We start from the raw sequence: 22,885 nt of genomic DNA on the forward strand, positions 1-22,885 counted from the left end.
GCCGCCCCTGCCGCTCCTGCTGCTCCCAGGCCATCCCGGTAGAGTCGGAGGATGCGAGCAGTGGTGTTCAACGACGCGTTCTCGGTGTCGATCGAGGACGTCCCCGATCCCGAGATCCAGGCCTCGACCGATGCGGTGGTGCGGGTGGTGGCCACCTGCGTCTGCGGCTCCGATCTGTGGCGCTACCGCGGCCTGACCCCGCATCCGGCCGGTGCGCGCATCGGCCACGAGTTCGTGGGCGTGGTCGAGGCCATCGGCACCGACGTCGGCTCGCTCTCGGTGGGCGACTTCGTGATCGCCCCCTTCACCTACAACGACGGCACCTGCGTGCACTGCCTGAACGGCGTGCCCACCTCCTGCCTCCACGGCGGCTTCTGGGGTTCGCGGGGTATCGACGGCGGCCAGGGGGAGTTCGTGCGCGTGCCCTACGCCGACGGCACCCTCGTGGCGGTGCCGGGCGGCCGTCCCTCCGACGCCCTCCTCCCGCACCTGCTCGCTCTCACCGACGTCTGCGGAACGGGTCATCACGCCGCGCTCGGCGCGGGCGTCGTGCCCGGCTCGGTCGTGGCGGTCATCGGCGACGGCGCCGTGGGCCTCAGCGGAGTGCTCGCCGCCCGACGTCTCGGGGCCGAGCGCATCATCGCCCTCAGCCGGCATGCCGACCGTCAGGCGCTGGCCGTGCAGTTCGGCGCCACCGACATCGTCGAGGAGCGGGGCGAGGATGCGGTGGTCGCCGTCGTCGAGCTCACCGGCGGCATCGGGGCGGATGCGACCCTCGAGTGCGTGGGCACCGGCGAGTCGATGAACACCGCCTTCGCGATCGCCCGCCCCGGTTCCCGGGTGGGCTTCGTGGGGGTTCCGCACGGTGTGCAGCTGCCCGTGGGCATCGCGTTCTCGAACAACGTCGGGCTCTCCGGCGGCATCGCGCCCGTGCGCCGGTACATCCCCGAGCTCCTCACCGAGGTGCTCGACGGCTCGATCGAACCGGGCCGGGTGTTCGACCTGCAGCTCGACTTCGAGAACCTGGCCGAGGGCTACAAGGCGATGGACCAGCGCCGGGCCGTCAAGGCGATGGCGGTGCTCTCATGACCGGGACCGTGCACGGAGAGATCCTGCCCACCGAGCCGTCGGAGATCGTGCAGGGCGAGATGCTCGACGGCGAGACGGGGCTCGGTTTCGGCGTGGCGGTGGCGCAGTTCGCGCCGGGCGCCGACAAGGCCGCGAACCTCGAGACCATCGCGCGCCTGACCCGTCAGGCCGCGGCGCGCGGTGCCTCGCTGGTCGTGTTCCCGGAGTACTCCTCGTTCTTCGTCGACCCGCTGGGGGAGGCGCTCGTTCAGAACGCCGAGCCGCTCGACGGGCCGTTCGTGACCGTGCTCTCGGGGCTCGCCGCCGAGCTCGACGTGCACATCATCGCGGGGCTCGTGGCCCGGGCGCGGGATGAGCGGCGCTTCTCGAACCTGCTCGTCGCGGTCTCACCGGTCGACGGCGTCGTCGCGACCTACAGCAAGCTGCACCTCTACGACGCCTTCGGGGCGCACGAGAGCGAGTGGGTGGAGGCCGGTGACATCGCCGAGCCGCAGACCTTCTCGATCGAGGGCGTGACCGTGGGCATGCAGACCTGTTACGACATCCGCTTCCCGGAGGTGTCGCGCCGGCTGGTCGACGCGGGGGCCGATCTCGTGGCCGTGCCCGCGGAGTGGGTGCGCGGGCCGCTCAAGGAGCACCACTGGCGCTCGCTCGTGACCGCGCGGGCGCTGGAGAACACCATCTACGTCGCGGCGGCCGACCAGACGCCGCCGATCGGCGTGGGCGCGAGTCTCGTGGTCGACCCGATGGGCGTCACCATCGCCTCGCTCGGCGAGCGCGAAGACGTGGCCGTGGCCTGGATCGACCCGCGCCGCATCGACGAGGTGCGCCGCGTGAACCCCGCCCTCGCCCTGCGCCGCTTCACCGTCGAGCCGCGCGAGCCCCGCTAGCGCCCGGCGCCCGATCGACCAGTCGCAAACGGCCCCTAAAACGACGCCGAAAGGGCCGTTTGCGACTTCTCGATGCGGTGGCGGGCCACGTCAGCGGCCGAGGCGGGCCAGTTGGGCTGCGGCCCGCTCGAGCACGTCGACCTTCTTGCAGAAGGCGAAGCGCACGAGGCTCGCGTACTCGTGCGCGTGCTCCTCGTGGCAGAAGGCGCTGATCGGCACGCCCACCACCCCGGCGAGCGAGGGCAGTTCGCGGCAGAGCGTCGCCGCATCCGCGTAGCCGAGCGGGGCGGCATCCGCCACCACGAAGTAGGTGCCCCGCGACGGACTCACGTCGAAGCCCGCCTTCGCCAGGCCCTGTGAGAGCAGATCGCGTTTGGCCCGCAGCGTGTCGGCGATGCCGGTGAAGAACGAATCGGGCAGCGCGAGTCCCACGGCGACCGCGGGCTGGAACGGTGCGCCGTTCACGAAGGTGAGGAACTGCTTCACCGCGAGGATCGCGGTCACGAGCTCGGGGGTCGACACCAGCCAGCCGATCTTCCACCCGGTGGTGCTGAAGGTCTTGCCGGCCGAGGAGATGGTGACGGTGCGTTCGCGCGCGCCCGGCAGCGTGGCCACCGGGATGTGCGGCGTCTCGAAGGTGAGGTGCTCGTAGACCTCGTCGGTCACGATGATGGCGTCGTGCTCGTGGGCGAGCTCGACGATGAGTTCGAGCGTCTCGCGCGGCAGCACCGACCCCGTAGGGTTGTGCGGGTTGTTGATCAGGATGAGCTTGGTGCGGTCGGTCACGGCTGCCCGCAGCTCGTCGAGGTCGGGCTGGAAATCGGGCCGGTGCAGCGGCACCGTCTTGTGGATGCCGCGGGCGAGCGAGATCAGTCCGCCGTAGGCGTCGTAGAACGGCTCGAGCGTCACCACCTCGTCGCCGTCGTCGACGAGCGCGAGGATGGTGGCCGCGAGCGCCTCGGTGGCTCCGGCGGTCACCAGCACCTCGCGGTCGGGATCCACGGTGAGGCCGTAGAAGCGCTGCTGGTGGGCGGCGATGGCGGTACGCAGCACCGGCATCCCGGGGCCCGGCGGGTATTGGTTCACGCCGTCGGCGATGGCCCGGCGCGCGGCGTCGAGCACCTCGGCGGGGCCGTCCTCGTCGGGGAAGCCCTGGCCGAGGTTGATGGCGCCCGTGCTCTGGGCGAGGGCACTCATCTCGGCGAAGATGGTGGAGGCGATGCGTCCGTCGGGTGCCAGGAGGCCCGCCCCGCGTGCCGTGCGCTGCCAGGAACCGCTGATCGTCATTCTGTCCTTCGTGTTTCCGTCCGATCTCCAACTTAGTGCGTGGCGGTGCGGTCGCGAGACTCGAAGGATCGCCATAACGAGACGGCAGTCTGCGTACAGCCCGTCCATAGAGAACCCTCAGCTTCGGTGAGGATGCTTGCGAGTGCTTGGAAGGAGCACCACATGTCAGACAGCACCGAGAACCACGACGGCATTCCGGCCGACAACGCGGGCGCACAGCACGACGCCCAGTCCTCGGAGTCCGCACCCGAGACCACGCCGTCCGGCGCGGTCGCGCCGACCCCCGCAGCACCAGAAGCCCCCGCCGCCGACGCAGCCCCGGCCGCCCCCGTCGCCGATGCGCAGCCCACCGAGGTCATTCCCGGGCCGGGCGCACCGGCCACCCCCACCCCCACCCCCGCCCCCGCCGCCACGGCCCCCGCGACGCCCGCTTTCCCGCACCCGACCGCGAACCAGCCCACGGCAGCGCAGCCCACGGCAGCGCAGCCCACGGCAGTGCAGCCGCAGCTGAACGCTCCCGCGGCGCCGGCGCCCTACGGTCAGGCCCAGACGCAGCCCACCACCCCCTACGGTCAGGTGGCGCACACCCCCAACTACGGCAACGGCGCCTTCGGCACCCCGCCGGCGGGCACTCCTCCCTACGGCGCCGTCCCCGACCCGAACTTCAACTCGGCCATGTACGCGGCTTCGGGCGCCTACGCCCAGCAGACCCCGGCGGCCCCGGCCAAGAAGCGCCGCGGCGGAGTGGCCCTCATCGCGGCGCTCGCCATCGGCGCGCTCATCGGCGGAGCATCCGGAGCGGGCGTCACGGCCTGGGCCGTGAGCCAGAACGGCGGATCGAGCAGCACGAGCGCGTCGGGCCCCACCAGCATCACGGTCAACAACCCCGACAACGCGAACCTCATCACCGCGGTCGCCGCGAAGGCCTCGCCCTCGGTCGTCACGATCTCGGTGAGCGACAGCTCCTCGCAGTCGGCCGGCACCGGTTCGGGCGTCGTCCTCACCGCCGACGGCTACGTGGTCACCAACACGCACGTGGTGACGCTCGACGGCGCCACGGCCTCGCCCTCGATCAAGGTGCAGTCCAACGACGGCAAGCTCTACGACGCCACCGTCGTCGGCACCGACCCGGTGGCCGACCTCGCCGTCATCAAGCTGACCGACGCATCCGGTCTCACCCCGATCGAGTTCGGCGACTCCGCCAAGCTCAACGTGGGCGACGTCGCGATCGCCATCGGCGCTCCGCTCGGTCTCTCCGGCACCGTGACCAACGGCATCGTGAGCGCGCTCAACCGCAGCATCACGGTGGCGTCGTCGGCTGCCCCGAAGTCCGAGGCCACCCCGGCGCCCAGCAACCCCGACGGCGGCGGAAACAACTTCTGGAACTTCGACATCCCGGGTCAGACCCAGCAGACGCCCTCGACCGCTCAGTCTTCGATCTCGCTCTCGGTCATCCAGACCGACGCGGCCATCAACCCCGGCAACTCGGGCGGCGCGCTGCTCGACTCCTCCGGCAAGCTGATCGGCATCAACGTGGCCATCGCGAGCGCGGGGTCCTCGAGCAGCAGCGGCTCGCAGTCGGGAAGCATCGGCGTGGGCTTCTCCATCCCGGCCAACTTCGTGAAGCGCGTCACCGACGAGATCATCGCCACCGGTTCGGCCACCCACGGCCTGCTCGGCGCGACGGTGGGCGACGCCTCCTCGCAGGCGAACAGCACCACGGCCGGCGCGCTGATCAACTCCGTCACGAGCGGCGGCGCCGCCGAGAAGGCGGGCCTGCAGGCCGGTGACGTGGTCACCGAGTTCAACGGGCTGCCCGTCACCGACTCGATCGACCTGACCGCCCTCGTGCGCACCCAGGCCGCCGGCTCGACCGCGAAGATCACCTACACCCGCGGGGGATCGTCGAAGACGGTCGACGTCACCCTGGGGCAGCTCGCGGGCTGATCCGCGCGCGGCGTCGAACACGACGAGGAGCGGCTCCGGTTTCGGGGCCGCTCCTCGTTCGTCGAGACGGGACCGACCACACCGGCAGTCTGGTCGACAGCTGACGAAGGTCACGATTGCCTAAAGAAGGAGGGCCAGGGTGCGGTTCCGGGCAGAGCGGCCGGGCTGGATGATTAGCCTGGATCCGTGGGGACGGCAGACGACATGAGGCAAGGTCTGCGCGCTGTCCGCGACAGCGCCGCCGCCCGCCGGCTGCGGGCGCGGCTCGCGCAGCAGCTCGCCTTCCGCGCCGTTCTCCCGCCCCGCCGGTTCGAGATCGGCGTGCACCTCGGTGGAGGTCCGCTCGCGCTCGCGCGGCTGCGCTGGTGGTACGGGCCGCTCGCCGAACTCGCGAAGACGCATCCGCTCGTGGTGCTCAGCCGGGATGCCGCCACCACGAGCATCCTGCTCGAGGAGTGCCCGCTGCCGGTCGCAGAGCTCTCCGAAGCCGGGTCGCTCGAGGCGTTCCTCGCCGAGCAGCCGCTGCGGGTGGTGCTGCACCTCGAGCACGGCGCCGAGACCTTCGGGATGCTCGCGCACGGCCGGCGCTGGCACGTGCACCTCGACCCGGGGGAGGGTGAGGGAGCGAGCCCGAACCAGGTGAAGAGCTACGACGCGGTGCTCGTGGCCGGGGACGCTGCGGCGGCCCGGCTCGAGCGCGAGGTCTGGGGTTTCGACGCCACCCGGGTCACCCGTATCGGCCGCCCGCAGCTCGATCAGCTCGGCGCCCTGCCGCTCGGTCACCCCGACCACCTCGATGCGGGAGCGCCGCAGCAGGATGCCGAGCGCACGACCGTGCTCTACGCCCCGACGGGTGCGAGCGAGCCGGATGCCGCCCACCTCGGCTCGGTGGCGACCCACGGCGTGGCGATCGCGCGCGCGGTGCTCGCCTCGCCGGCGCACCGCCTCGTGTACTGGCCGGAGTCGCGGGCGACCGGCGTGGCCGAACGCGGAGCGCGTGCGGACGTCGCGGCGGAGGCGGCGCACGCGGCGGCCCACCGCGAGATCGTCGCCCTCGTCGCCGCGGCCGCGGAGCGCGACCCGGCGGCCGGCCATCGGCTCGGCGCGGGTCCCGACGCGGTGAGGCGGCAGGCGATCGCCACCGCGGAGTTCGCGATCGTCGACATCGCCCCCGCCGTCTACGACCGGCTCGCGACCGCGGCACCGATGCTGGTGACGCGCCCCGAGCATCCGGATGCCCGCATCGACACCACCGGCTTCCTCTCCGACTGCGCGTGGCTGGGCGCCGGTGACGCCCCGCAGGTCCTCGCGCGGCTCGACGAGCTCGAGCGCGACTCCGCCGCCGGTGTACGGCTCGGGCGCTGGGTCACGCACTACTTCGGCGACACGCGTGCCGGGGCGGCGACGCGGCGGTTCCGCGGCGCGATCGAGTCGCTGCTCGCCGAGGCGGACACGACGGCGGCGCGCCAGGAGTCCGAACGCATCGCGGCCGGCCTCACGGCGCTGCGCAGCGCCTGAGCGCCGGGTTCAGGCCGATTCGGTCAGCATCCGCAAGGACGAGACCCGCAGGTCGACGCCCGCCAGGTCGACACCGGCAGATCGACGTCGCTGTGCTCGGCACCGCTCAGTCGAGCGCCGATCAGATCAGTTCTGGCCCGCGCCCGAGCGGCTCAGCACGTACTTGGCCACGATCACCGTGATGCCTGCGATGAGCAGGAACACGGCCGCGGTGACGAGCATCGGCGTGAAGTCGTAGCCCGTCTGCGCCAGCACGGGCTCTCCGCTCGAGTCGTCGGCATTGGTGCCGGCGAAGGCGGCGGCCGAGGCACCGAAGACGCTCAGAACGGCCACGGCGAGGATCGCGGCGAAGCCGGAGACGGCGGAGATCGTTCGACGTCTCATGACATCCCCCTCCCCGTTCTCGACTTGACAATTCGTGTGTGAAACACCCCGTTTGAGCCTCCAGGGTAGCAGGTGGCTGTGAATTCGGCCGATTCAGATGCGGATGTCGGGATCCTCGGTCATGCTCCGGCCCCGCGGACCGGGCGCCTCCGTTATGGTCCTGCGCGCCTTGCGGGACGGCAGCAGGCGCGAGATCCCGCTCTTCGGCTCCGTGGGGTCGACGGCCTTCGGCACCTTCACCGTGATGGCGAGCTCGGCCGGGAAGGTGAACGGCGGCGGCCCGAACGCGGTGCGCGCGCTCTGGATGACCGTGCGCCCGAGCATGAGGTTGCCGACTCCGCCGATGGCCGCTCCGATGCCGAAGGGGATCGCGCGCCCGATCGCGTTGGCTCCCTGTCCCACGGCGAACTGCCGCACGAACACGCGCTTCACCTGGTCGGCGATCGGCCCCACGACGAACTGCGGGAGTCCGCTCGTCACCACCTGGCCCCAGTAGGCGTTGCGCGAGACACCGCCGGTGGCCTGCCCCGCGATCTGCCGCAGCAGATCGCTGCCGGCCTTGCCCATCAGCAGGGTCATCACGAGCGCGCGGGCACGGTCGGGGTCGTTCACGGCGATGCCGTGCACCTCGGTGATCGACTGCGCGAACAGGGCCGTCGTCTCGAGGAACCCGGCCGTCTCCACGGCACTCAGGCCGAGCGAGATGCCGGTGCCCACGAAGGGCAGCATCGCGCTCGCGCCCACCGCGGCTCCGCCCGTGGTGACGGCGGAGACGTAGCGGCGTTCGAGGATCACCAGCAGCTCCTCGGGCGACGCCTCCGGATGCAGGCGGCGGATGCTGCGCAGGTGCGCGAGCACGGCCGGCCGGTGCACGCTCAGCAGGCGGTCGATGTTGCGGTCGAGTCGAGTGGCCATGCTCCTACTCTGCTGTGTTCTGCTGGACATGTGCGGGAGAATGACGACTCATGAGCCGAATCCACGGGATGAACCACCGCGCCGAGAAGGTCATCACGCAGTTCTCCACCGTCGATGCGCTCGTGGCGGGTCTGTTCGACGGCGAGTTCGCCGTGCGGCAGATCGCCGCCGCCGGAACCCTCGGCCTCGGTTGCGGCGACCACATGGACGGCGAGATGGTGCTCGTCGACGGCGTCTTCCGGCTCTTCCACGGCGACGGCCGGATGACGGCGCTCGAGCCGGACGACGCGCTCGCCTTCGCCGAGGTGGCCGACTTCACCCCCGAGACCTCCGCCCCGCTCGAGGCCGCGCCCTCGCTCGCCGCGATCGTCGACGAGCTCCACTCCCGCGTGCACACCGCGAACCTGTTCCAGGCGCTGCGCTTCGACGGCCGCTTCGGCAGCGTCAGCCTGCGCGAGGCCAAGCGACAGACGAAGCCCTACCTCCCGCTCGCCGAAGCCGTCCGCGACCAGCGCGAGAACGTCGTCACCGACGTCACGGGCACCCTGATCGGCTTCTTCGCCCCGCGCGTCTTCCAGGGCATCAGCGTGGCGGGCGTGCATGTCCACTTCGTCGACGAGACCGGGCTGATCGGCGGCCACGTGCTCGAGGTCACGGATGCGACGGGCGAGCTGGCCGTCGAGAGCTACGCCGGCGTCACCGTGCGTCTTCCGACCTCGCCGGGCTACTTGGCAGCCCGGCTCGACGAACTCGACTCGGCCGCTTCGGACGCCGCCATCCGTCACGCCGAGGCCGACCACCAGCGGTAGCGGGGTCTGTGCGCCCGAGGGGGTGCACACCCGGTCGCCCCGGCTCCGGCGCCTGCACCGTCCCCGGCCGTGCGCGTGCGTCGGTGCTGCGCTTCCGCCGGCCCCGCGCATCCGTGGGCTAGCGTGGGGGGATGGAGTACGAGCAGCCGGTCGAGATCGTGCATCTGCTGGTGTCGCCGCTGCACCGCTACGACGGCCGCCCCGCCGACGGGCCCCTGCGGCTTCCCGACGGCGAGCCCGAGTCGCGCATCGAGGTGGAACTGCGGGCGCACCTGGGCATCGTGGGCGACCGCTACTTCGGCCGCGGCGCGCACACCACGGCGGCGGTGACGGTGATGGCCGCGGAATCGCTCGACCACGTGCGCTCGGTGCTCGGGGTGGAGCATCCGCTCGATCCCGCGGCGGCCCGCCGCAACATCCTGCTTCGCGGCGCCGACGTCGACGCCCTGCGCGGCGAGCCCTTCAGCCTCGACGCGGGATGGGGGCCGGTGCTCTTCCAAGGGCATCGACCCGCGAACCCCTGCGGCTGGATGAACGTGGTGCTCGCCGAGGGCGCGCACAAAGCCCTGCGCGGCCGGGGCGGCGTGCGCAGCGAGCCCCTGACCGACGGACGCCTGCGCCTGGGCCCCGCCCTGCTCCGCGCCGCCGTTCCCCTCGCCCGCGCCGAATCCTCCGTCGAGAAGTCGCATCCGGCCGCTTCGCGGCTGTTCTAGGGGCCGAATGCGACTTCTCGGTGGCGGCTGTGGCGGCTACTTGGTGCTGCGGAGGTAGTCGACCAGCGGGAGGGTGGGGTGGCCGATGAGGGCCGAGAGCTCGCCCGAGGTCTCGCCGAGCAGGCCGTCGCGGATGTTGCCGTCGAGCGCCACCACGAAGCCGGCGGTGCCCTCGTCGAGTCCGGCGCCGGTGAGCACGGCGAAGTGCTCTTCGGGGGTCACTGACTGGAACACGACCTCGCGGCCGAACGCCTCGGTGGCCGCGGCGGCGAAGTCCTCGCCGCTCCACGCGGTGTCGCCCGAGAGCTCGTAGACAGAGCCGATGTGGCCCTCGCTCGTGAGCACCGCGGCGATGGCCTCGGCGTAGTCGGAGCGCGCCGCGCTGGCGACCCGGCCCTCGCCGGTGGAGGCGAGGTAGACGCCCGTGCCGGCGGCCTGAGCCGCGGCCTGCGCGTAGTTCTCGTGGTACCAGCCGTTGCGGAGGATCGTGGCGGGCAGCCCGGAGGCCGCGATGGCCTCCTCGGTGGCCTTGTGCTCCGGGGCGAGGATGAGCGCGGTGTCGGTGGCCTTGGGGGCGCTCGTGTAGACGAGGTGCGTCACCCCGGCGCGCACCGCGGCGTCGATCGCGTTGGCGTGCTGCGCGGCGCGGCGGCCCACGTCGCTGCCCGACACCAGCACCACGGAATCCGCGCCGTCGAAGGCGGCGTCGAGCGAGGCCGGGTCGGTGAAGTCGATGACGGCGGTGCCGACGCCGAGCTCGGCGAGGGCGGCGAGCTTCTCGGGGTTGCGGCCGGCGGCCACGATTCCGGATGCGGGAACGCCGCGGGCGAGCAGGTGCTCGACGGCGAGGCGGCCCAGGTGGCCGGTGGCTCCGGTGACGACGATGGTCATGAGTTCTGATCCCTTTCCGCGACCCGCGCTCGCGGGCCGTTCGAAGAGTGGAACCCGGGCGCATCCGCAATACTTCCCGACAGCGGGTACCCACTTTTTGGTAAGTTAGTGGGATGAGCGAAAGCATCTGGGCCGCCATCCGTTCCGAGCCCCCGCCCACCACCCCGTTCTCGTCGAACTGCCCGAGCCGGGTGGTGCTCGACCACGTCACGAGCAAGTGGGGCGTTCTCGTGCTCGTCGCGCTCTCGCGCGACTCGATGCGCTGGGGCGAGCTGCACCGCTACGTGGAGGGCATCAGCGAGAAGATGCTCGCGCAGACGCTCCGGCAGCTCGAGAGTGACGGCTTCGTGCTGCGGGAGTCGATGGGCACGGTGCCGCCGCGGGTCGACTACTCGCTCACGGCGCTCGGGCAGGAGCTCGCGGCGTTGCTCATCCCGCTCGTGCAGTGGGTGGGCGACAACGTGGGGCGCACCACGGTGCCGCTCGGCGCGACGGCCTGAGCCGCGGCGCGCATCCCGGCCCGCAGCAGCCGGCGACGGCCCGCTACCGGCCGCTCGCGGCGAGGTGCTCGTTGAGCTGCGCCGTGAGCTCGCGGTCGAAGCCCACGGCCGAGCCGTCCAGCTCCACCACCGCCACCGCCTGGCGCACGCTCGAGAGCAGCCAGAGGGCGTCGGCCCGGCCGAGCTCGCTCGCGCGCAGCCGCACCGCATCGGTCTCGTAGCCGTAGACCTTCAGGAACTCGAAGACACGTCGTTGGGTGGTGCCGGGCAGGATGCCGAGCTCGGGGGCCGGGGTCGAGAACCGGTTGCCCTCGCGCAGCAGCACGCTCGCCGTGGGCGCTTCGAGCACGAAGCCGTCAGAGCTCGTGAAGATCACGTCGTCGGCGCCACGGCGGGCCGCCTCTCGGAGGGCCGCCGCATTGATGGCGTAGGAGAGCGTCTTGGCACCCTGCAGCAGCCACGGTGAGGTCGCGGCCACGTCGTGCCGGTAACCCCGGTCGAGAGTGACCACGCGGATGCCGTTCTCCCGCTGCGGCGTGAAGTCGCGGGCCGGCTGGGCCGCCACCCAGGCGGTCGGCACGCCGGCGCCGGGTGCCCCGCTCTCGATGCCGCGCGTCAGCACGAGCTTCACGGCGAGCACCGGAGCGGGCGGATGCGCGTCGATCGCGGCGAGCACCGCCCGGCGCCAGACGTCGAGATCGGGCCGGGGCAGATCGAGCAGTGCGGCCGAGGAGGCGAAGCGGCCGAGGTGGGCGTCGATCGCGGGCGCGCGGCCCTCGGAGACCATCACGGTCTCGAACACGCCGTCGCCCCGGGTGACGCCGAGGTCGAGCACGCTCAGCTGCGGCAGCGAGGCGTCGGCGAGCACGAAGCCGGGCTGGGAGCCAGCCGAGTGGTCGTCATCCGTTCGCCCGTCGGTGGTGCCGACGACCGGATGGGTGACCAGAATAAGAGTAGGGACCGGCACAGAGTCAGTGTGCTCCCGAATCCCCGCCGCCGCCGGGGAACGCGCCGTGAAAGAGGAGACCGGAGACGATGGCCCACGCCGAACAGGTCGAGATCGAACGCAAATACTCGGTGGGCGACAGCGTCTCCCTCCCGGGCTTCGAAGGACTCGAACCGAGCGGGGGCATCACGGCCGTGGTGGGCCTGGATCCGGTGGAGCTCGAGGCGGTCTACTTCGACACCGAGGGTGGCGCCCTCGCCGCGAACCGCATCGCCCTGCGCCGCCGCGCGGGCGGGCACGACGAGGGCTGGCACATCAAGCTGCCCGCCGCCGAGGGGCGGCGCGAGCTGCAGTGGCCGCTGCAGACGGGCGACGAGCCGGGCTCCGGGGCCGAGGCGGGCGTGCCGGCCGAGCTGCTCGACGCGGTGCGGGTGTACGTGCGCGACCGCCCGCTCACGCCGCTGGCCCGCATCGCGACCACGCGTCGCGTGACCGAGCTCCGTGACGCCTCCGGTGCCGTCGTCGTGGAGATCGCCGACGACCTCGTGCGGGCGACGGATGCGCGCGAGGGCACCCTGCGCCTCTGGCGTGAGTGGGAGGCCGAGCTCGGGCCGGCCGCGCCCGACACGAAGAAGGGCCGCTCGGCGCTGCTCGACGCCGTGGAGGAGCGCCTGCTCGCCGTGGGCGCCACGCTCTCGCCCAGCGTCTCGAAGCTCGCGCAGGCGATGGGCCGCACCGGTCTCGGCCACCCGACGGCTCCGTCGGCCGCTGTTCCAGCCGGCTCCACGGCCGCCGGAGTGGTGAGCGCCGGCCTCGCCGAGCTCGTCGCCGAGCTGATCGAGCTCGACCCGGCCGTGCGGCGTGACGCTCCCGACGCGGTGCACCGCATGCGCACCCTCGTGCGGCGGCTGCGGGGAGCCCTCGCGAGCCACCGCCGGCTGTTCGAGCCCGCGCAGGTCGACGAGCTGCGCGACGAGCTCTCGCGGTTCGGCGCCGTGCTCGGCGAGGCGCGAGACCTCGAGGTGCGCGCCGACTGGGCGGCGCACGCGCTCGACGAGCTGAAGGCCGATCGCGGCGTCGACGACCCGGATGCCCGCCGCCGCCTGGTCGACGACACCCGCGCCGAGCACGACGAGGCGCACGCGAAGCTCGTCGCCGTGCTCTCGCAGGCGCCGTACTTCCGGCTCCTCGACGCACTGGAGGAATTCGTCGCGCGGGAGTCGGCCGTCTCCTCTGCGGCGAAGCCGCGAGCCGAGGCCCGCTCGGCGGTCAAGCGCGCCGGGCGCCGGGCCGTCTCCCGCGCCGTCAGAGCCCGTGAGGCCGAGCTCGTGTTCGGCCCCGACGCCGCCGCGGCGGCCACCACCGCAGGCGAGCTGCACGCGTCGCGCAAGGCCGCGCGCCGCCTGCGCTACGCGGCCGAATTCTCCACCGCCGGAGCGGCGGGGGTGCTGGGCGAGAGCACCGAGCGGCTGGGCGACGTGGCCGAAGAGCTCCAGGATGCGCTCGGCTGGCACCGCGACGCCTCCCTGTTCGCCGAGTTCGTGCTGCTGACCTCCCGGCGCGCCGAGGCGGCGGGGGAGGGCTCCTTCACCTACGGAGTGCTCTACCAGCGCTCGCTCGACCAGGCGCGCCGCGCCCTGGCCATCGCCGACGACGCCCGCCGGGACCTGCGCCGCGCGCTCTGAGCCGCGCCCTCCCCTCCTCCTCGCAACTCGTCGGGGATCGCTCCAGGCCATCTGCTCCAGTGTGCCTCGGTGCCTCGGTCTCTCGATGCTTCGGGACGACGAGCGGGCGCGGTCAGCCGACGCGCGCGAGGGTCGTCGAGCGCTGGGTGCGCAGACGCGAGGGGGTGGCGCCGCCGGTACAGGCCGCGAGTGCCCGGCGCAGTTCGGCGTCGTTGCGGAATCCGGCCCGGGCGGCGATCTCGGAGACCGCGAGGGCGTCGAAGCTCTCGTCGGTGAGCATCCGCACCGCCGCGTCGAGTCTCTGGCGGCGCACCTCGGCGCCCACGGTGGTGCCGGCCTCCTCGAAGGCGCGCTGCAGCTGGCGCACCGAGATGCGCAGAGCTCGCGCGATGCGCTCGGAGGAGAGCGCGGGGTCTGCGCGGTTCGCGGCGATGTGCGCGACCGCCTGCACACGCAGCGGTGGCCGCACGGCCCCGGCCGTCGCGCCGGCGCCGCGGGCCTCGCGGAAGAGCGCGTCGATCATCGCGCCGAGCAGCTCCTCGAACAGGCGACCGGAGAGCGCTGTGACCGCCCCGGCCCCGGCCCCGGCTCCCGCCGGCGGCAGCGGACTCCGAGCCGACGAAGCCGCCTCGAGAAAGGCCCGCACCGGTTCCACGAGCGCCGAACCGGGGGCGGGTCTTGGCGGCAGCGGCTCGGAGAGCGAGCCGCGGCTGCCCAGAAGCCGAGCTGGAACGTCCACCCAGCGCACCTCCCCCTCGCGCGGGCTGCACACCGCAGCGGCCGACCAGGCGGGGAACCAGGCGAGTCCCCGGGTGCCGACGAGGTACTGCTCGGCGTCGCGCTCGCGCACGACGAGGGTCGAGTCGACCGGCACCACGAGCTGCAGAGCGCGGCGATCGGCGCCGGACGGAAGCACGACCGTCCCGCCGGCCGGGAGCCGCGTGGAGGTGATCGTCACGTCACCGATCTTCTCGGTGCGCGCAGGGTGGTGGGATGTCGCTTGGCGGTAGGTCATCGCCGGCTCCATCGTCACCACCCCCGTTCATCACCACCCCGGTCGTGCTGTGATCGTGGGGTCAGGCTATGGCTGCCCGGGCCGCAGCCCGCCGCACGTCGGTAGTCGTTGGGTAGCGGCCGGGCCGTATGAAGCGGCCACTACCGTTCCCGCACCGCCGATGCTCGGTATCCGGATCCGGTGACGGGCCGATTCTCGGTAGTCCCCCTCCGCCCTGCCCGGGCCAGCGTCATGACCGCGACACGTCCCGTCATTCCCGCGACATCGCGAGCGGTCGCCCTGGCGTGCGCGTGATCCGCTTCGGAGACTCGTTCGAGCACCATCCTCAACCCGCGATCACCTGGCGTGACGCACGACCGGCGCCGGGGGACCGCGCGTGAAAGGAACACCATGAACAAGCTTGCCAAGGGCGCCATCGCCGGGGCCGCCGGCATCGCCCTGCTGCTCGGAGGTGCCGGCACCTTCGCCTTCTGGAACGATCAGGCCGCCGTCTCCGGCGGCACCATCGTCGCCGGAAATCTCACGGTCGTGAACGACGGCACCGCGGGCGTCTGGAAGGACCAGACGGGCACCACCATCGCCATCGCCTCCTACCGGATCGTGCCGGGTGACACGCTCACCTACACCGACGACCTCACCGTGACCGCCGTCGGCAACAACCTCACCGCCTCGCTGGCCCTCGGGGCGCAGGCGGTCACGCCCAGCTCCGCCGCTGCGGCCGACACGCAGCTCGCGAGCTACCTGACCGACAACGCGGTCCTCGCGGCGAGCGGCACCGGCATCACGGGAACGAGCCCCGGCCCGTACACGGTGACCGCCGGTGCGACCGGGGTCACCCAGGTGGTCACCGTCACCGTCACGCTCGCGTTCCCGCGGGGGACGGCCGGTCAGTACAACGACGCCAAACTCGGATCGGTCAACCTCAGCAACATGAACGTGACGCTGTCGCAGACCTTCCCGTCCTGATCCGCCCTCCCGTGCGCCGGATGCTGATGGCCGCCGTCGCGGCGGGTGCGGGGGTCGCACTCGCCGTCGCGGCGGCCGGCGGCACCTACGCCCTGCTGAACTCCCAGGCGGTGGCGGCCGCAGCCGTGACGTTGACCTCGGGCGATGCCTCGCTCGCCGTCACCACGGCGCTGTCGCTCCCCACGACCGCGCTGTATCCGGGCGCCACCGTCTCGGGATCCGCGGTCGTGAAGAACACCGGTACCATCCCGCTGAAGCTGCGGGTGACGGGGCTCACGCTGTCCGGCGGAGCGACGTCCTTCTCCGGGGCGCTCACGGTGGGCGTGGCGGCCGGCGCCTCGGCGGCGGCCTGTTCGGGCGGCTTCACGCCCGAGTGGACCGGCGTCTTCGCCTCGGCCCCCGCCGCCGAGCTCAGCACCACGCTGGCGGCCGGCGCCTCGGTCTTCTTCTGCGTGAGCGCCGCTCTGCCGACGGGGGCTCCGGATGCGGCACGCGGCAGCTCCGCCGCGAGCTTCGCCGTGCTCATCGACGGGAGACAGCTGTGAGGCGCCGCTCCGCCGTCCTCCTCCTCGTCGCGGCCTTCCTCACCGTCTTCCTCGCGGGAGTGACGACGCTGTCGGCGGCCGCCTCCTGGACCGCCGCCGTGCAGAGCCTCGGGGCCACGGCCAACGCGGCCACCGCCTCCCTCACCGCCACGGGGTCGGCCGCGCTCGTGAAGGAGTACAAGTTCGCGGGGGCCGCCACCGCGAGCGCGAACCTCGCGATCGCCCCGCTCGTGTTCGCGAACACCGGATCGTCGCCGCTCGCCTTGACGCTCGGCGTCGCCAACACCTCGGCGACAGCGCTCCCCGCGCACCTCTCCCTCACGCTCTGGGGCGGGAGTGCGGGCAGCTGCGCCGCGAGCATCCCCTCCTCGGGTACCACGGTGGGAACCCTCGCCGCGCCGCCCGCCCTGCCGGCGGGGGTCGCCTCGGTCGCCGTGGGCGCATCCGTCACCGTCTGCGCCGCCACCAGGCTCGACGACACGGTGGCCGCCTACCAGGGCCAGACCGTGTCCTCGGTGCTCACGATCACCGGTCGGGTGGGAACGAACTGGGTCACCACGGCGAGTCCGGCGGCGTTCACCCAGCGGGTGTTCAAAGTCGCGGACGTCGGCACCATCACCTGCACCGAGAACCCCGGCACCCTGACCATCGCCGGCACGGTCACGCTCAAGTGGACCCCGGTGGCCGACGCCACGAGCTACACCCTCCACTCGGGGTCGCTCGCCACGGCCTCGTTCCGCACGGTTGCGCCGGGAGCCTCGCCCGTGTCGACGACCGTCTCGGCCCTCGATCTGGGTCTCACCGGGCTGCTCGCATCGGTGCCGGTGGTGGTGCAGACCCACGACAGCGTGTACGGAACCGCCGGTGCGGGCACCACCATCAGTCTGCGCACGGCGCTGCTGCCGCTGCTGAGCGTGCAATGCCCGGCCTGAGGGTTCTCGTGGGAGCGGGGATGCTGGTCTTCATGCCGATGTCGGCATACACGGCTCCGGCAGCTCCGAGACCTCCGGTCGAGGGCGTCGTGGCCTCCGTGCCCGCCGAGGGGATCCAGGTGAGCCTCGACGGCGTCGACTTTCGCGACCCCCTCAGCCGGCCCCTGTTCGCCGGAGCTCCGGTCGTGGTGCCCGGCGACAGCATGTCGGCGAGCCTCTGGGTGCGGAACGCCGGTGCGTCACCGGCGACGGTGCGCCTGAGCGGAACGGATGCCTGGTCGACGAGCGCGGAGTTGGCCGCCGCCCTGCTCGTGTCGGCCGGGGCGCCGGGGGCGCGGGCCGCCGAGGCGCTTCCGCTCGGGGCGGCGTCCGGATGCGCGTTGCTGCTGACCGGACCGGTGCTGGAGCCGGGTTCGTCCGTCGCGCTCACCGTCACGGTGGCCTTCTCTCCGGACGCGCGCGGCCGGGAGGCCCAGGATGCGCGAGCCGGCCTCGACTTCGTGGCGGCGCTGCGCGACCCGGCCGACGGCGCCGGGCCGAGCGCCGACTGCGCGGGCGGGGCCGTGGTGCCGGCCTTCCCGGGAGGGGGAGACGAGGGGCTCGCGGCGCCGGGCATCCGATCGGGCGCGATCGCGTCGACCGGGCTGCCGGTGGCGCTCGTGACCCTGGTGGCCGCCGCGCTCCTCGGGGCGGGCATCGCAGTCACGGTCGCGCACCCGGCCGGACGCGCGCTGCCGCACACACCCACCCGGCCGGGACCGGCACGGCGGACGGGCTTGGAGGGGCGCCCGGGGTCGGCAAGGCGGGATGCGGCCGTAGGGCGAACGTCGCGAGCGGACGCAGGGAGCGCGGGAGGATCGGCCCGCCGGCCGAGGCGGTGGGCGCGATGGGTGCCGGGTTCGACACCCCAGAACGCAACCGGGCGGCGCCGGCCGAGGCGGTGGACGCGATGAGTGCCGCGCTCGACACCCCAGAACGCAACCGGGCGGCGCCGGCAGGGCGCGGCAGCCGCGCGAAGCCCGCAGCCGCTGCCGCTGCCGCACCCGCACCCGCTGCCGCTGCCGCTGCCGCAGCCGCTGCCGCAGCCGCTGCCGCACCCGCACCCGCAGCCGCTGCCGCTGCCGCACCCGCAGCCGCTGCCGCACCCGTGCACGCTGCCACGGCATCGATCGACGCGGGCGAACGGACGCGATCCCGACCGCCGGCGGCGGCGGGCGGCACGCTGCGCCACTACCTGGGCGTCACCACGAGCGCCGCCGTGCTCATCCTCGTGCTCGCGCTGGCCGTGGTCACCATCGCGCTGCCCGCGGCCGTGGGCGGGAGACCGCTCACGGTGCTGACCCAGTCGATGGAGCCCGGCTTCCCGCCCGGCACCCTCGTGGTGGTGAAGCCGACGGCGGTGCAGGACATCCGCGTCGGCGACGTGCTCACCTACCAGCTGGAGTCGGGCAAGCCCGGCGTCGTGAGTCACCGCGTGATCGAGAAGCGCCTGTCCTCGAACGGCACGACGACCTTCATCACCCGCGGCGACAACAACGCCCTCGCCGACGAGAAGCCCGTGCAGGAGGTGCAGATCGTCGGCACGCTCTGGTACAGCATCCCGTTGCTCGGCTGGGTCAACACCGCGGTGAACGGCGACGCACGAGGAGTCATCGTGCCCGTCGCCGTGGTGCTGCTGTTCGGCTATGCGGCGTGGATGCTCGTGGGGGCCGTGCGCGACGGCCGACGCCAGCGAGCCCGGTAGCTCAGGCGGTCGCGAAGCGCTTCGCCGAGCGCTCCTTCGCCTTCTCGGCCTCCACCTCGCGGTTCTTCGGGGGAGCCGCGCTGACGAGGTCTTCCAGCAGGTGATGGGTGATGTGCGCGATCTCGGCGACGGCCCGGTCGAAGGCCTCGGTGTTGGCCTTCGAGGGCTTCGTGGTTCCGCTGATCTTGCGCACGTACTGCAGGGCGGCGGCGTGCACTTCGTCGTCGCTCGCGGCGGGCTCGAAGTTGTGGAGGGTGTGGATGCTTCGGCACATGCGGGCCAGGGTACTCCGCTCCTCCGACGCCGTCACCCTCGCACCCCTATCCCGCGCGCGGGGTCGCGCAAACCGCTCTGACGGGCGCCCAGGAGCGCACCAAGCGCGACCTGGAAGCAGCATCCGGGGCCGGCGACCGGGCGTTCGGCGCTCAGGCCGTGGCGGCGCGTGCGGCCTCGGCCGCGAGGCGCAGCTCGCGCAGGCGCCGGTAGTAGGCCGCCAGGCGCGACACCAGGATGGCCGCGAGCACGATCGACACCGCCGAGCCGAGCAGCACCGCGAGCGTGCCCTCGTCGGCCACCTCCGGCGAGGAGGCGAACGCGAGCTCGTTCATGAGCAGCGACACGGTGAATCCCACGCCGCCGAGGGCGCCGGCGGTGACGAGCCCCTGGAGGCTGAGCTGCGGACGGGGCGAGCCCGTCGCATCCGCTCTGCGCCGCCCCACGAACGACGAGAGCCAGCCGCCGAGCGTGATGCCGATCAGCTTGCCGACGGGCAGCGCGATCAGGATGCCCCAGAACGCGGGCGCGAGCTGTGCGGGGGAGACCTGGGGAATCGCCACCAGGGCCGCCGAGAAGGCGAACAGGGGCAGGATGACGCCGTTGGTCCAGGGCTCGAGGGCGTGCCGCACGTGCAGGGCGGGCTTGCGCACCATCGCGAGCCCGAGCGCCACGCCGGCGATCGTGGCGTGCACGCCCGACAGGTACACGAGCGACCAGGTCAGCAGGGCGACGACGACCATGAGGACGGCCGCAGGCATCCGGAACCGCCCGCCGAACGCCTGCGGGCCGAGCAGACGGCTCAGCAGGGCGAAGGCGATCACGCCCACCACGGCGAGGGCGAGCATCAGCAGGTTCGGGTTCGCGGTGAAGAACACGGCGATGATGAGGATCGCGACGATGTCGTCGAGGATCGCGAGCGCCAGGATGAAGATGCGCAGCCGCGACGGGATGCCCTTGCCGAACACCGCGAGCACGCCGAGCGCGAAGGCGATGTCGGTGGCGGTGGGGATGGGCCAGCCGCCTTCGTATCCCGATCCGGCGGTGATCACGAGGTAGAGCACCGCGGGCACGGCCACGCCGCCGATCGCCGCGATGGCGGGCCGCACGGCCTTCGACACCGAGTTGAGCTGACCCACGGTGAACTCGTTCTTGAGCTCGACGGCCACCACGAAGAAGAACACCGCGAGCAGTCCGTCGCTGATCCAGTGGCCGACCGAGAGATCGAGCGAGGTGCCGGGGATGGCGAGGTGCGCATCCTGCAGCTGCATGAGGGCCGGACCGATGCCGGTGTTCGCGGCCACCAGCCCCAGCGCCGCCGCGGCCAGCAGCAGCACGGCGGCCACGCGCTCGGATCGGATGAAGCCCATCGTCAGGCCTTTCGTGACGGCCATGTTCGCCTGCCCTGTCTCGGGCCGAGCGCCCGTTCGTCGCGAGACGGCCGACCCGGCCGCCGCCGACCAGACTTCCCGGCGCTCCTCGGCGATTCTACCGGCTGCCCGGGTGCGGATGCGCAAGCAGGGCCCGCGGGCACGATAGGCTCGCGAGGCGAATTCCGCGTTGCGAAGGCGCCGGGCGACTGCGCCGGATACCCGAGGGCGCCGGGCTCGAGAACACCCAGGAGCACCGTGAGCCTCACGACCCAGACCACCGAGCCGGCCGAGCCCGAGGGCCCCGGCGCACCCGGAACGCCTGCTGCGCCTGCGCGCTCCGCTGCCCGTGCCGACATCCAGGGCCTGCGCGCTCTCGCGGTGGTTGCCGTCATCCTCAACCACGTGCTCGCCTGGCCGTCGGGCGCGTTCGCGGGCGTCGACGTGTTCTTCGTGATCTCGGGCTTCCTCATCACCGGGCTGCTGCTGCGCGACCTCGAGCACACCGGCAGCATCTCGTTCCGCCGGTTCTACGCCCGGCGGATGCGGCGCATCCTGCCCGCCGCCGTCACGGTGCTGGCGGCCACCTCGGTCGCCGCGTACTTTCTCTTCAACCGCCCGAGAGCGCTCTCAACGTGGTGGGACGCCGTGTACTCGTTCTTCTTCGTGTCGAACTGGCACTACGCGGCCGAGGGCACGGACTACTTCGCCGCCGGCGACGCGGTGTCGCCGCTGCAGCACTTCTGGTCGCTGTCGGTGGAGGAGCAGTTCTACCTCGTCTGGCCGGCCCTGGTGCTCGTGATCGTGCTGGTCGTCGCGCGGGTGACCCGCGCATCCGGCCGCCGCCGGCTGATCGTCGGAACTCTGGCCGCCGTCCTCGTGGCGGCCTCCTTCGCCTTCGCGCTGAGCCAGACGGCCTCCGCGCCCGCGGTGGCGTACTTCTCCACGCTCACCCGGGCCTGGGAGCTCGGTCTCGGGGCGCTGCTCGCGGCGGCCGCACCGCTGCTCGCGAAGCTGCCCACGGCCATCCGCTTCCTCGCGGGCTGGCTGGGCCTCGCCGGGATCGTGGGCTCGTTCTTCGTGCTCGGCCCCACCGGCACCGGCTCGCTCGCCTTCCCGGGGCCCGGCGCCGCGCTGCCCGTCGTGGCCACGGCGCTGGTGATCGCGGGCGGCATCGGCGGAACGCAGCGCTACCTGTTCCCGCTCGTGAATCCGGTGGCGCGGTTCTTCGGCGACATCTCGTACTCGCTCTACCTGTGGCACTTCCCGGTGCTGGTCTTCCTGCTCATGCTGCTGCCGGAGCAGACGCAGACGGTGACTCTGCTCATCCTGGGCCTCACGCTCGCGCTCTCGCTCGTGTCGTACTTCTTGATCGAGCAGCCGCTGCACCGCTCGCCGTGGCTGCAGAAGTTCCTCGATCGCGAAGCGCGCAGCACGGCGTGGGCCGACTGGCGCGACAGGTTCGGGGCGCAGTTCATCCTGTCGTCGCTCGGGCTCGTGGTGATCGTGGTGGCGGTGGCCATCACGGCGCAGCTGTCCCTGCGCGGCGGAGTGCCCTACGCCGGACCCGCCCTTCCGGCGGCGCCGGTGGCCGGCGACCCGGCGGCCGCGGTGAACCCCGAGGACCAGCTGCAGCTCGACCTCGGCAACGCGGCGGGCGCCACCGCGTGGCCCGGCAACCTCTCGCCGTCGATGGACGACGCCATCTCGCACGGGTCGAGCGACAACCCGGCGAGCGGCTGTTTCGACGTGAACCGCGATCCCGATTTCGGGCACTGCACCTGGGGGAGTGGCAACGCCCCGCACCAGATGTACCTCGTGGGCGACTCCACCGCGCTCGCCTATGCCCCCGCCTTCAAGGCCATGGCCGAGGCGAGCGGCGGGCAGTGGAAGATCACCACCGTGGGGCTCTACGGCTGCCGCTTCACCGACGTGCTCATCCAGAACGACGGGGCCGGCGTGATGGACGTCTGCCAGCAGCGTAAGGCCGACATCGCCGCGCGCATCGCGAGCGACCAGCCGCAGCTCGTCGTGGTGTCGAACGCCTTCGCGCTCGGCAAGCTGGCCGGCAGCAATCAGCCCCTCAATGCGGCGCAGATCGTGGCCTCGACCTTCGCGGAGACGGCGAAGTACAACGCGCCCGGCCGCATCGTCTACCTCGACCCGCCACCGCTCGGCGCGAACCTCGGGCAGTGCTACTCGCCGGTGTCGAGCCCGCAGGACTGCAACATGCCCGTCGACGGCGCCTGGCAGGACTTCCAGAAGTCCACCGCGGCGGCCTCCGCCACGGGAGACCACCAGGTGAGCTCCCTCGCGTTCAGCTGCTACAACGGGGTGTGCCCCGCCTTCGCGGGAACGCTGCCGACGAAGTTCGACCAGGTGCACATGACGCCGCAGTACTCGGCGCACATCGCCCCGGCCATCCAGTGGGAGTTCCAGGCGCAGGGCCTGATGTAGGGTCCGGCC

At 72.6% G+C, this 22,885-nt stretch carries 22 protein-coding genes; 14 read left to right on the plus strand and 8 right to left on the minus strand.

Annotation, left to right across the window (positions count from 1 at the left end; translation table 11 throughout):
• Nucleotides 1–51: 51 nt before the first annotated feature.
• Nucleotides 52–1,089 (plus strand): zinc-dependent alcohol dehydrogenase family protein, encoded by a 1,038-nt coding sequence (locus VD659_RS13805; protein ID WP_423261652.1) that lies wholly within the window; start codon nucleotides 52–54, stop codon nucleotides 1,087–1,089.
• Nucleotides 1,090–1,148: 59 nt separating this feature from the next.
• Nucleotides 1,149–1,979: a carbon-nitrogen hydrolase family protein gene (locus tag VD659_RS13810; protein ID WP_423261718.1), complete on the plus strand. Its 831-nt coding sequence runs from the start codon at nucleotides 1,149–1,151 to the stop codon at nucleotides 1,977–1,979.
• Nucleotides 1,980–2,069: 90 nt separating this feature from the next.
• On the opposite strand, the gene VD659_RS13815 is transcribed toward VD659_RS13810, so the two are convergent.
• Nucleotides 2,070–3,266, minus strand: a complete 1,197-nt coding sequence (locus VD659_RS13815; protein WP_423261653.1) for a pyridoxal phosphate-dependent aminotransferase — start codon at nucleotides 3,264–3,266, stop codon at nucleotides 2,070–2,072.
• A 162-nt stretch (nucleotides 3,267–3,428) separates the two neighbouring features.
• Here VD659_RS13815 and VD659_RS13820 point away from each other — a divergent pair, with 162 nt between their 5' ends.
• Together VD659_RS13820 and VD659_RS13825 are read left to right on the plus strand one after the other, a co-directional pair.
• Nucleotides 3,429–5,213 carry a trypsin-like peptidase domain-containing protein gene (locus tag VD659_RS13820; RefSeq protein ID WP_423261654.1) on the plus strand — a complete coding sequence of 595 codons (1,785 nt, stop codon included), beginning with the start codon at nucleotides 3,429–3,431 and terminating at the stop codon, nucleotides 5,211–5,213.
• Between the two features lie 186 nt (nucleotides 5,214–5,399).
• The gene (locus VD659_RS13825; RefSeq protein WP_423261655.1) at nucleotides 5,400–6,731 is read left to right on the plus strand and encodes a hypothetical protein; all 1,332 of its coding nucleotides are present in this window, start codon (nucleotides 5,400–5,402) and stop codon (nucleotides 6,729–6,731) included.
• Between the two features lie 126 nt (nucleotides 6,732–6,857).
• Here VD659_RS13825 and VD659_RS13830 read toward each other — a convergent pair whose 3' ends face one another.
• Both VD659_RS13830 and VD659_RS13835 read right to left on the minus strand, forming a co-directional pair.
• Complete coding sequence (locus VD659_RS13830; RefSeq protein ID WP_137837682.1) at nucleotides 6,858–7,115, minus strand: hypothetical protein; 258 nt, start codon at nucleotides 7,113–7,115, stop codon at nucleotides 6,858–6,860.
• 93 nt (nucleotides 7,116–7,208) lie between these two features.
• Nucleotides 7,209–8,030, minus strand: a complete 822-nt coding sequence (locus tag VD659_RS13835) for a hypothetical protein (protein ID WP_423261656.1) — start codon at nucleotides 8,028–8,030, stop codon at nucleotides 7,209–7,211.
• A 50-nt stretch (nucleotides 8,031–8,080) separates the two neighbouring features.
• On the opposite strand from VD659_RS13835, the gene VD659_RS13840 reads away from it, so the two are divergent.
• Together VD659_RS13840 and VD659_RS13845 are read left to right on the plus strand one after the other, a co-directional pair.
• The gene (locus VD659_RS13840) at nucleotides 8,081–8,839 is read left to right on the plus strand and encodes an acetolactate decarboxylase (protein WP_423261657.1); all 759 of its coding nucleotides are present in this window, start codon (nucleotides 8,081–8,083) and stop codon (nucleotides 8,837–8,839) included.
• 131 nt (nucleotides 8,840–8,970) lie between these two features.
• Nucleotides 8,971–9,552 (plus strand): MOSC domain-containing protein, encoded by a 582-nt coding sequence (locus tag VD659_RS13845; RefSeq protein WP_423261658.1) that lies wholly within the window; start codon nucleotides 8,971–8,973, stop codon nucleotides 9,550–9,552.
• A 36-nt stretch (nucleotides 9,553–9,588) separates the two neighbouring features.
• Here the strand turns inward: VD659_RS13845 and VD659_RS13850 are convergent, their stop codons facing one another.
• Nucleotides 9,589–10,443 (minus strand): SDR family oxidoreductase, encoded by an 855-nt coding sequence (locus VD659_RS13850; RefSeq protein ID WP_423261659.1) that lies wholly within the window; start codon nucleotides 10,441–10,443, stop codon nucleotides 9,589–9,591.
• A gap of 113 nt (nucleotides 10,444–10,556) precedes the next feature.
• On the opposite strand from VD659_RS13850, the gene VD659_RS13855 reads away from it, so the two are divergent.
• Entirely contained in the window at nucleotides 10,557–10,943 is a 387-nt protein-coding gene (locus VD659_RS13855) for a winged helix-turn-helix transcriptional regulator (RefSeq protein ID WP_423261660.1), read from the plus strand.
• 43 nt (nucleotides 10,944–10,986) lie between these two features.
• Here VD659_RS13855 and VD659_RS13860 read toward each other — a convergent pair whose 3' ends face one another.
• The gene (locus VD659_RS13860) at nucleotides 10,987–11,910 is read right to left on the minus strand and encodes an aminodeoxychorismate lyase (protein WP_423261661.1); all 924 of its coding nucleotides are present in this window, start codon (nucleotides 11,908–11,910) and stop codon (nucleotides 10,987–10,989) included.
• A 68-nt stretch (nucleotides 11,911–11,978) separates the two neighbouring features.
• On the opposite strand from VD659_RS13860, the gene VD659_RS13865 reads away from it, so the two are divergent.
• Nucleotides 11,979–13,574 carry a CHAD domain-containing protein gene (locus VD659_RS13865; RefSeq protein WP_423261662.1) on the plus strand — a complete coding sequence of 532 codons (1,596 nt, stop codon included), beginning with the start codon at nucleotides 11,979–11,981 and terminating at the stop codon, nucleotides 13,572–13,574.
• 112 nt (nucleotides 13,575–13,686) lie between these two features.
• Here the strand turns inward: VD659_RS13865 and VD659_RS13870 are convergent, their stop codons facing one another.
• Complete coding sequence (locus tag VD659_RS13870; protein ID WP_423261663.1) at nucleotides 13,687–14,589, minus strand: helix-turn-helix domain-containing protein; 903 nt, start codon at nucleotides 14,587–14,589, stop codon at nucleotides 13,687–13,689.
• 390 nt (nucleotides 14,590–14,979) lie between these two features.
• Between VD659_RS13870 and VD659_RS13875 the strand changes: the two genes are divergently transcribed.
• From VD659_RS13875 to VD659_RS13895, 5 genes are read left to right on the plus strand one after another with little or no spacing between them, the layout of a single operon-like run.
• Nucleotides 14,980–15,555 carry an alternate-type signal peptide domain-containing protein gene (locus VD659_RS13875; protein ID WP_423261664.1) on the plus strand — a complete coding sequence of 192 codons (576 nt, stop codon included), beginning with the start codon at nucleotides 14,980–14,982 and terminating at the stop codon, nucleotides 15,553–15,555.
• A 26-nt stretch (nucleotides 15,556–15,581) separates the two neighbouring features.
• Entirely contained in the window at nucleotides 15,582–16,100 is a 519-nt protein-coding gene (locus VD659_RS13880; RefSeq protein WP_423261665.1) for a hypothetical protein, read from the plus strand.
• On the plus strand, nucleotides 16,097–17,032 hold the full coding sequence (locus VD659_RS13885) for a hypothetical protein (RefSeq protein ID WP_423261666.1): 936 nt from the start codon (nucleotides 16,097–16,099) through the stop codon (nucleotides 17,030–17,032). Before VD659_RS13880 ends, VD659_RS13885 begins: the two co-directional genes overlap by 4 nt.
• Nucleotides 17,020–17,985 (plus strand): hypothetical protein, encoded by a 966-nt coding sequence (locus tag VD659_RS13890; protein WP_423261667.1) that lies wholly within the window; start codon nucleotides 17,020–17,022, stop codon nucleotides 17,983–17,985. The genes VD659_RS13885 and VD659_RS13890 overlap by 13 nt, the downstream gene beginning before the upstream one ends.
• Nucleotides 17,982–18,776, plus strand: a complete 795-nt coding sequence (locus VD659_RS13895; protein ID WP_423261668.1) for a signal peptidase I — start codon at nucleotides 17,982–17,984, stop codon at nucleotides 18,774–18,776. Before VD659_RS13890 ends, VD659_RS13895 begins: the two co-directional genes overlap by 4 nt.
• A 1-nt stretch (nucleotide 18,777) precedes the next feature.
• Here the strand turns inward: VD659_RS13895 and VD659_RS13900 are convergent, their stop codons facing one another.
• Together VD659_RS13900 and VD659_RS13905 are read right to left on the minus strand one after the other, a co-directional pair.
• Complete coding sequence (locus tag VD659_RS13900) at nucleotides 18,778–19,050, minus strand: DUF2277 domain-containing protein (protein WP_137837676.1); 273 nt, start codon at nucleotides 19,048–19,050, stop codon at nucleotides 18,778–18,780.
• Nucleotides 19,051–19,201: 151 nt separating this feature from the next.
• Nucleotides 19,202–20,419: a Na+/H+ antiporter NhaA gene (locus VD659_RS13905; RefSeq protein ID WP_423261719.1), complete on the minus strand. Its 1,218-nt coding sequence runs from the start codon at nucleotides 20,417–20,419 to the stop codon at nucleotides 19,202–19,204.
• 258 nt (nucleotides 20,420–20,677) lie between these two features.
• On the opposite strand from VD659_RS13905, the gene VD659_RS13910 reads away from it, so the two are divergent.
• A complete protein-coding gene (locus tag VD659_RS13910) occupies nucleotides 20,678–22,876 on the plus strand; it encodes an acyltransferase family protein (protein ID WP_423261669.1) in 2,199 nt (732 codons plus the stop codon).
• The last annotated feature ends 9 nt before the right edge of the window (nucleotides 22,877–22,885 follow it).

The sequence above is a fragment of the Herbiconiux sp. 11R-BC genome (assembly GCF_049472555.1).
Lineage (GTDB): Bacteria > Actinomycetota > Actinomycetes > Actinomycetales > Microbacteriaceae > Herbiconiux.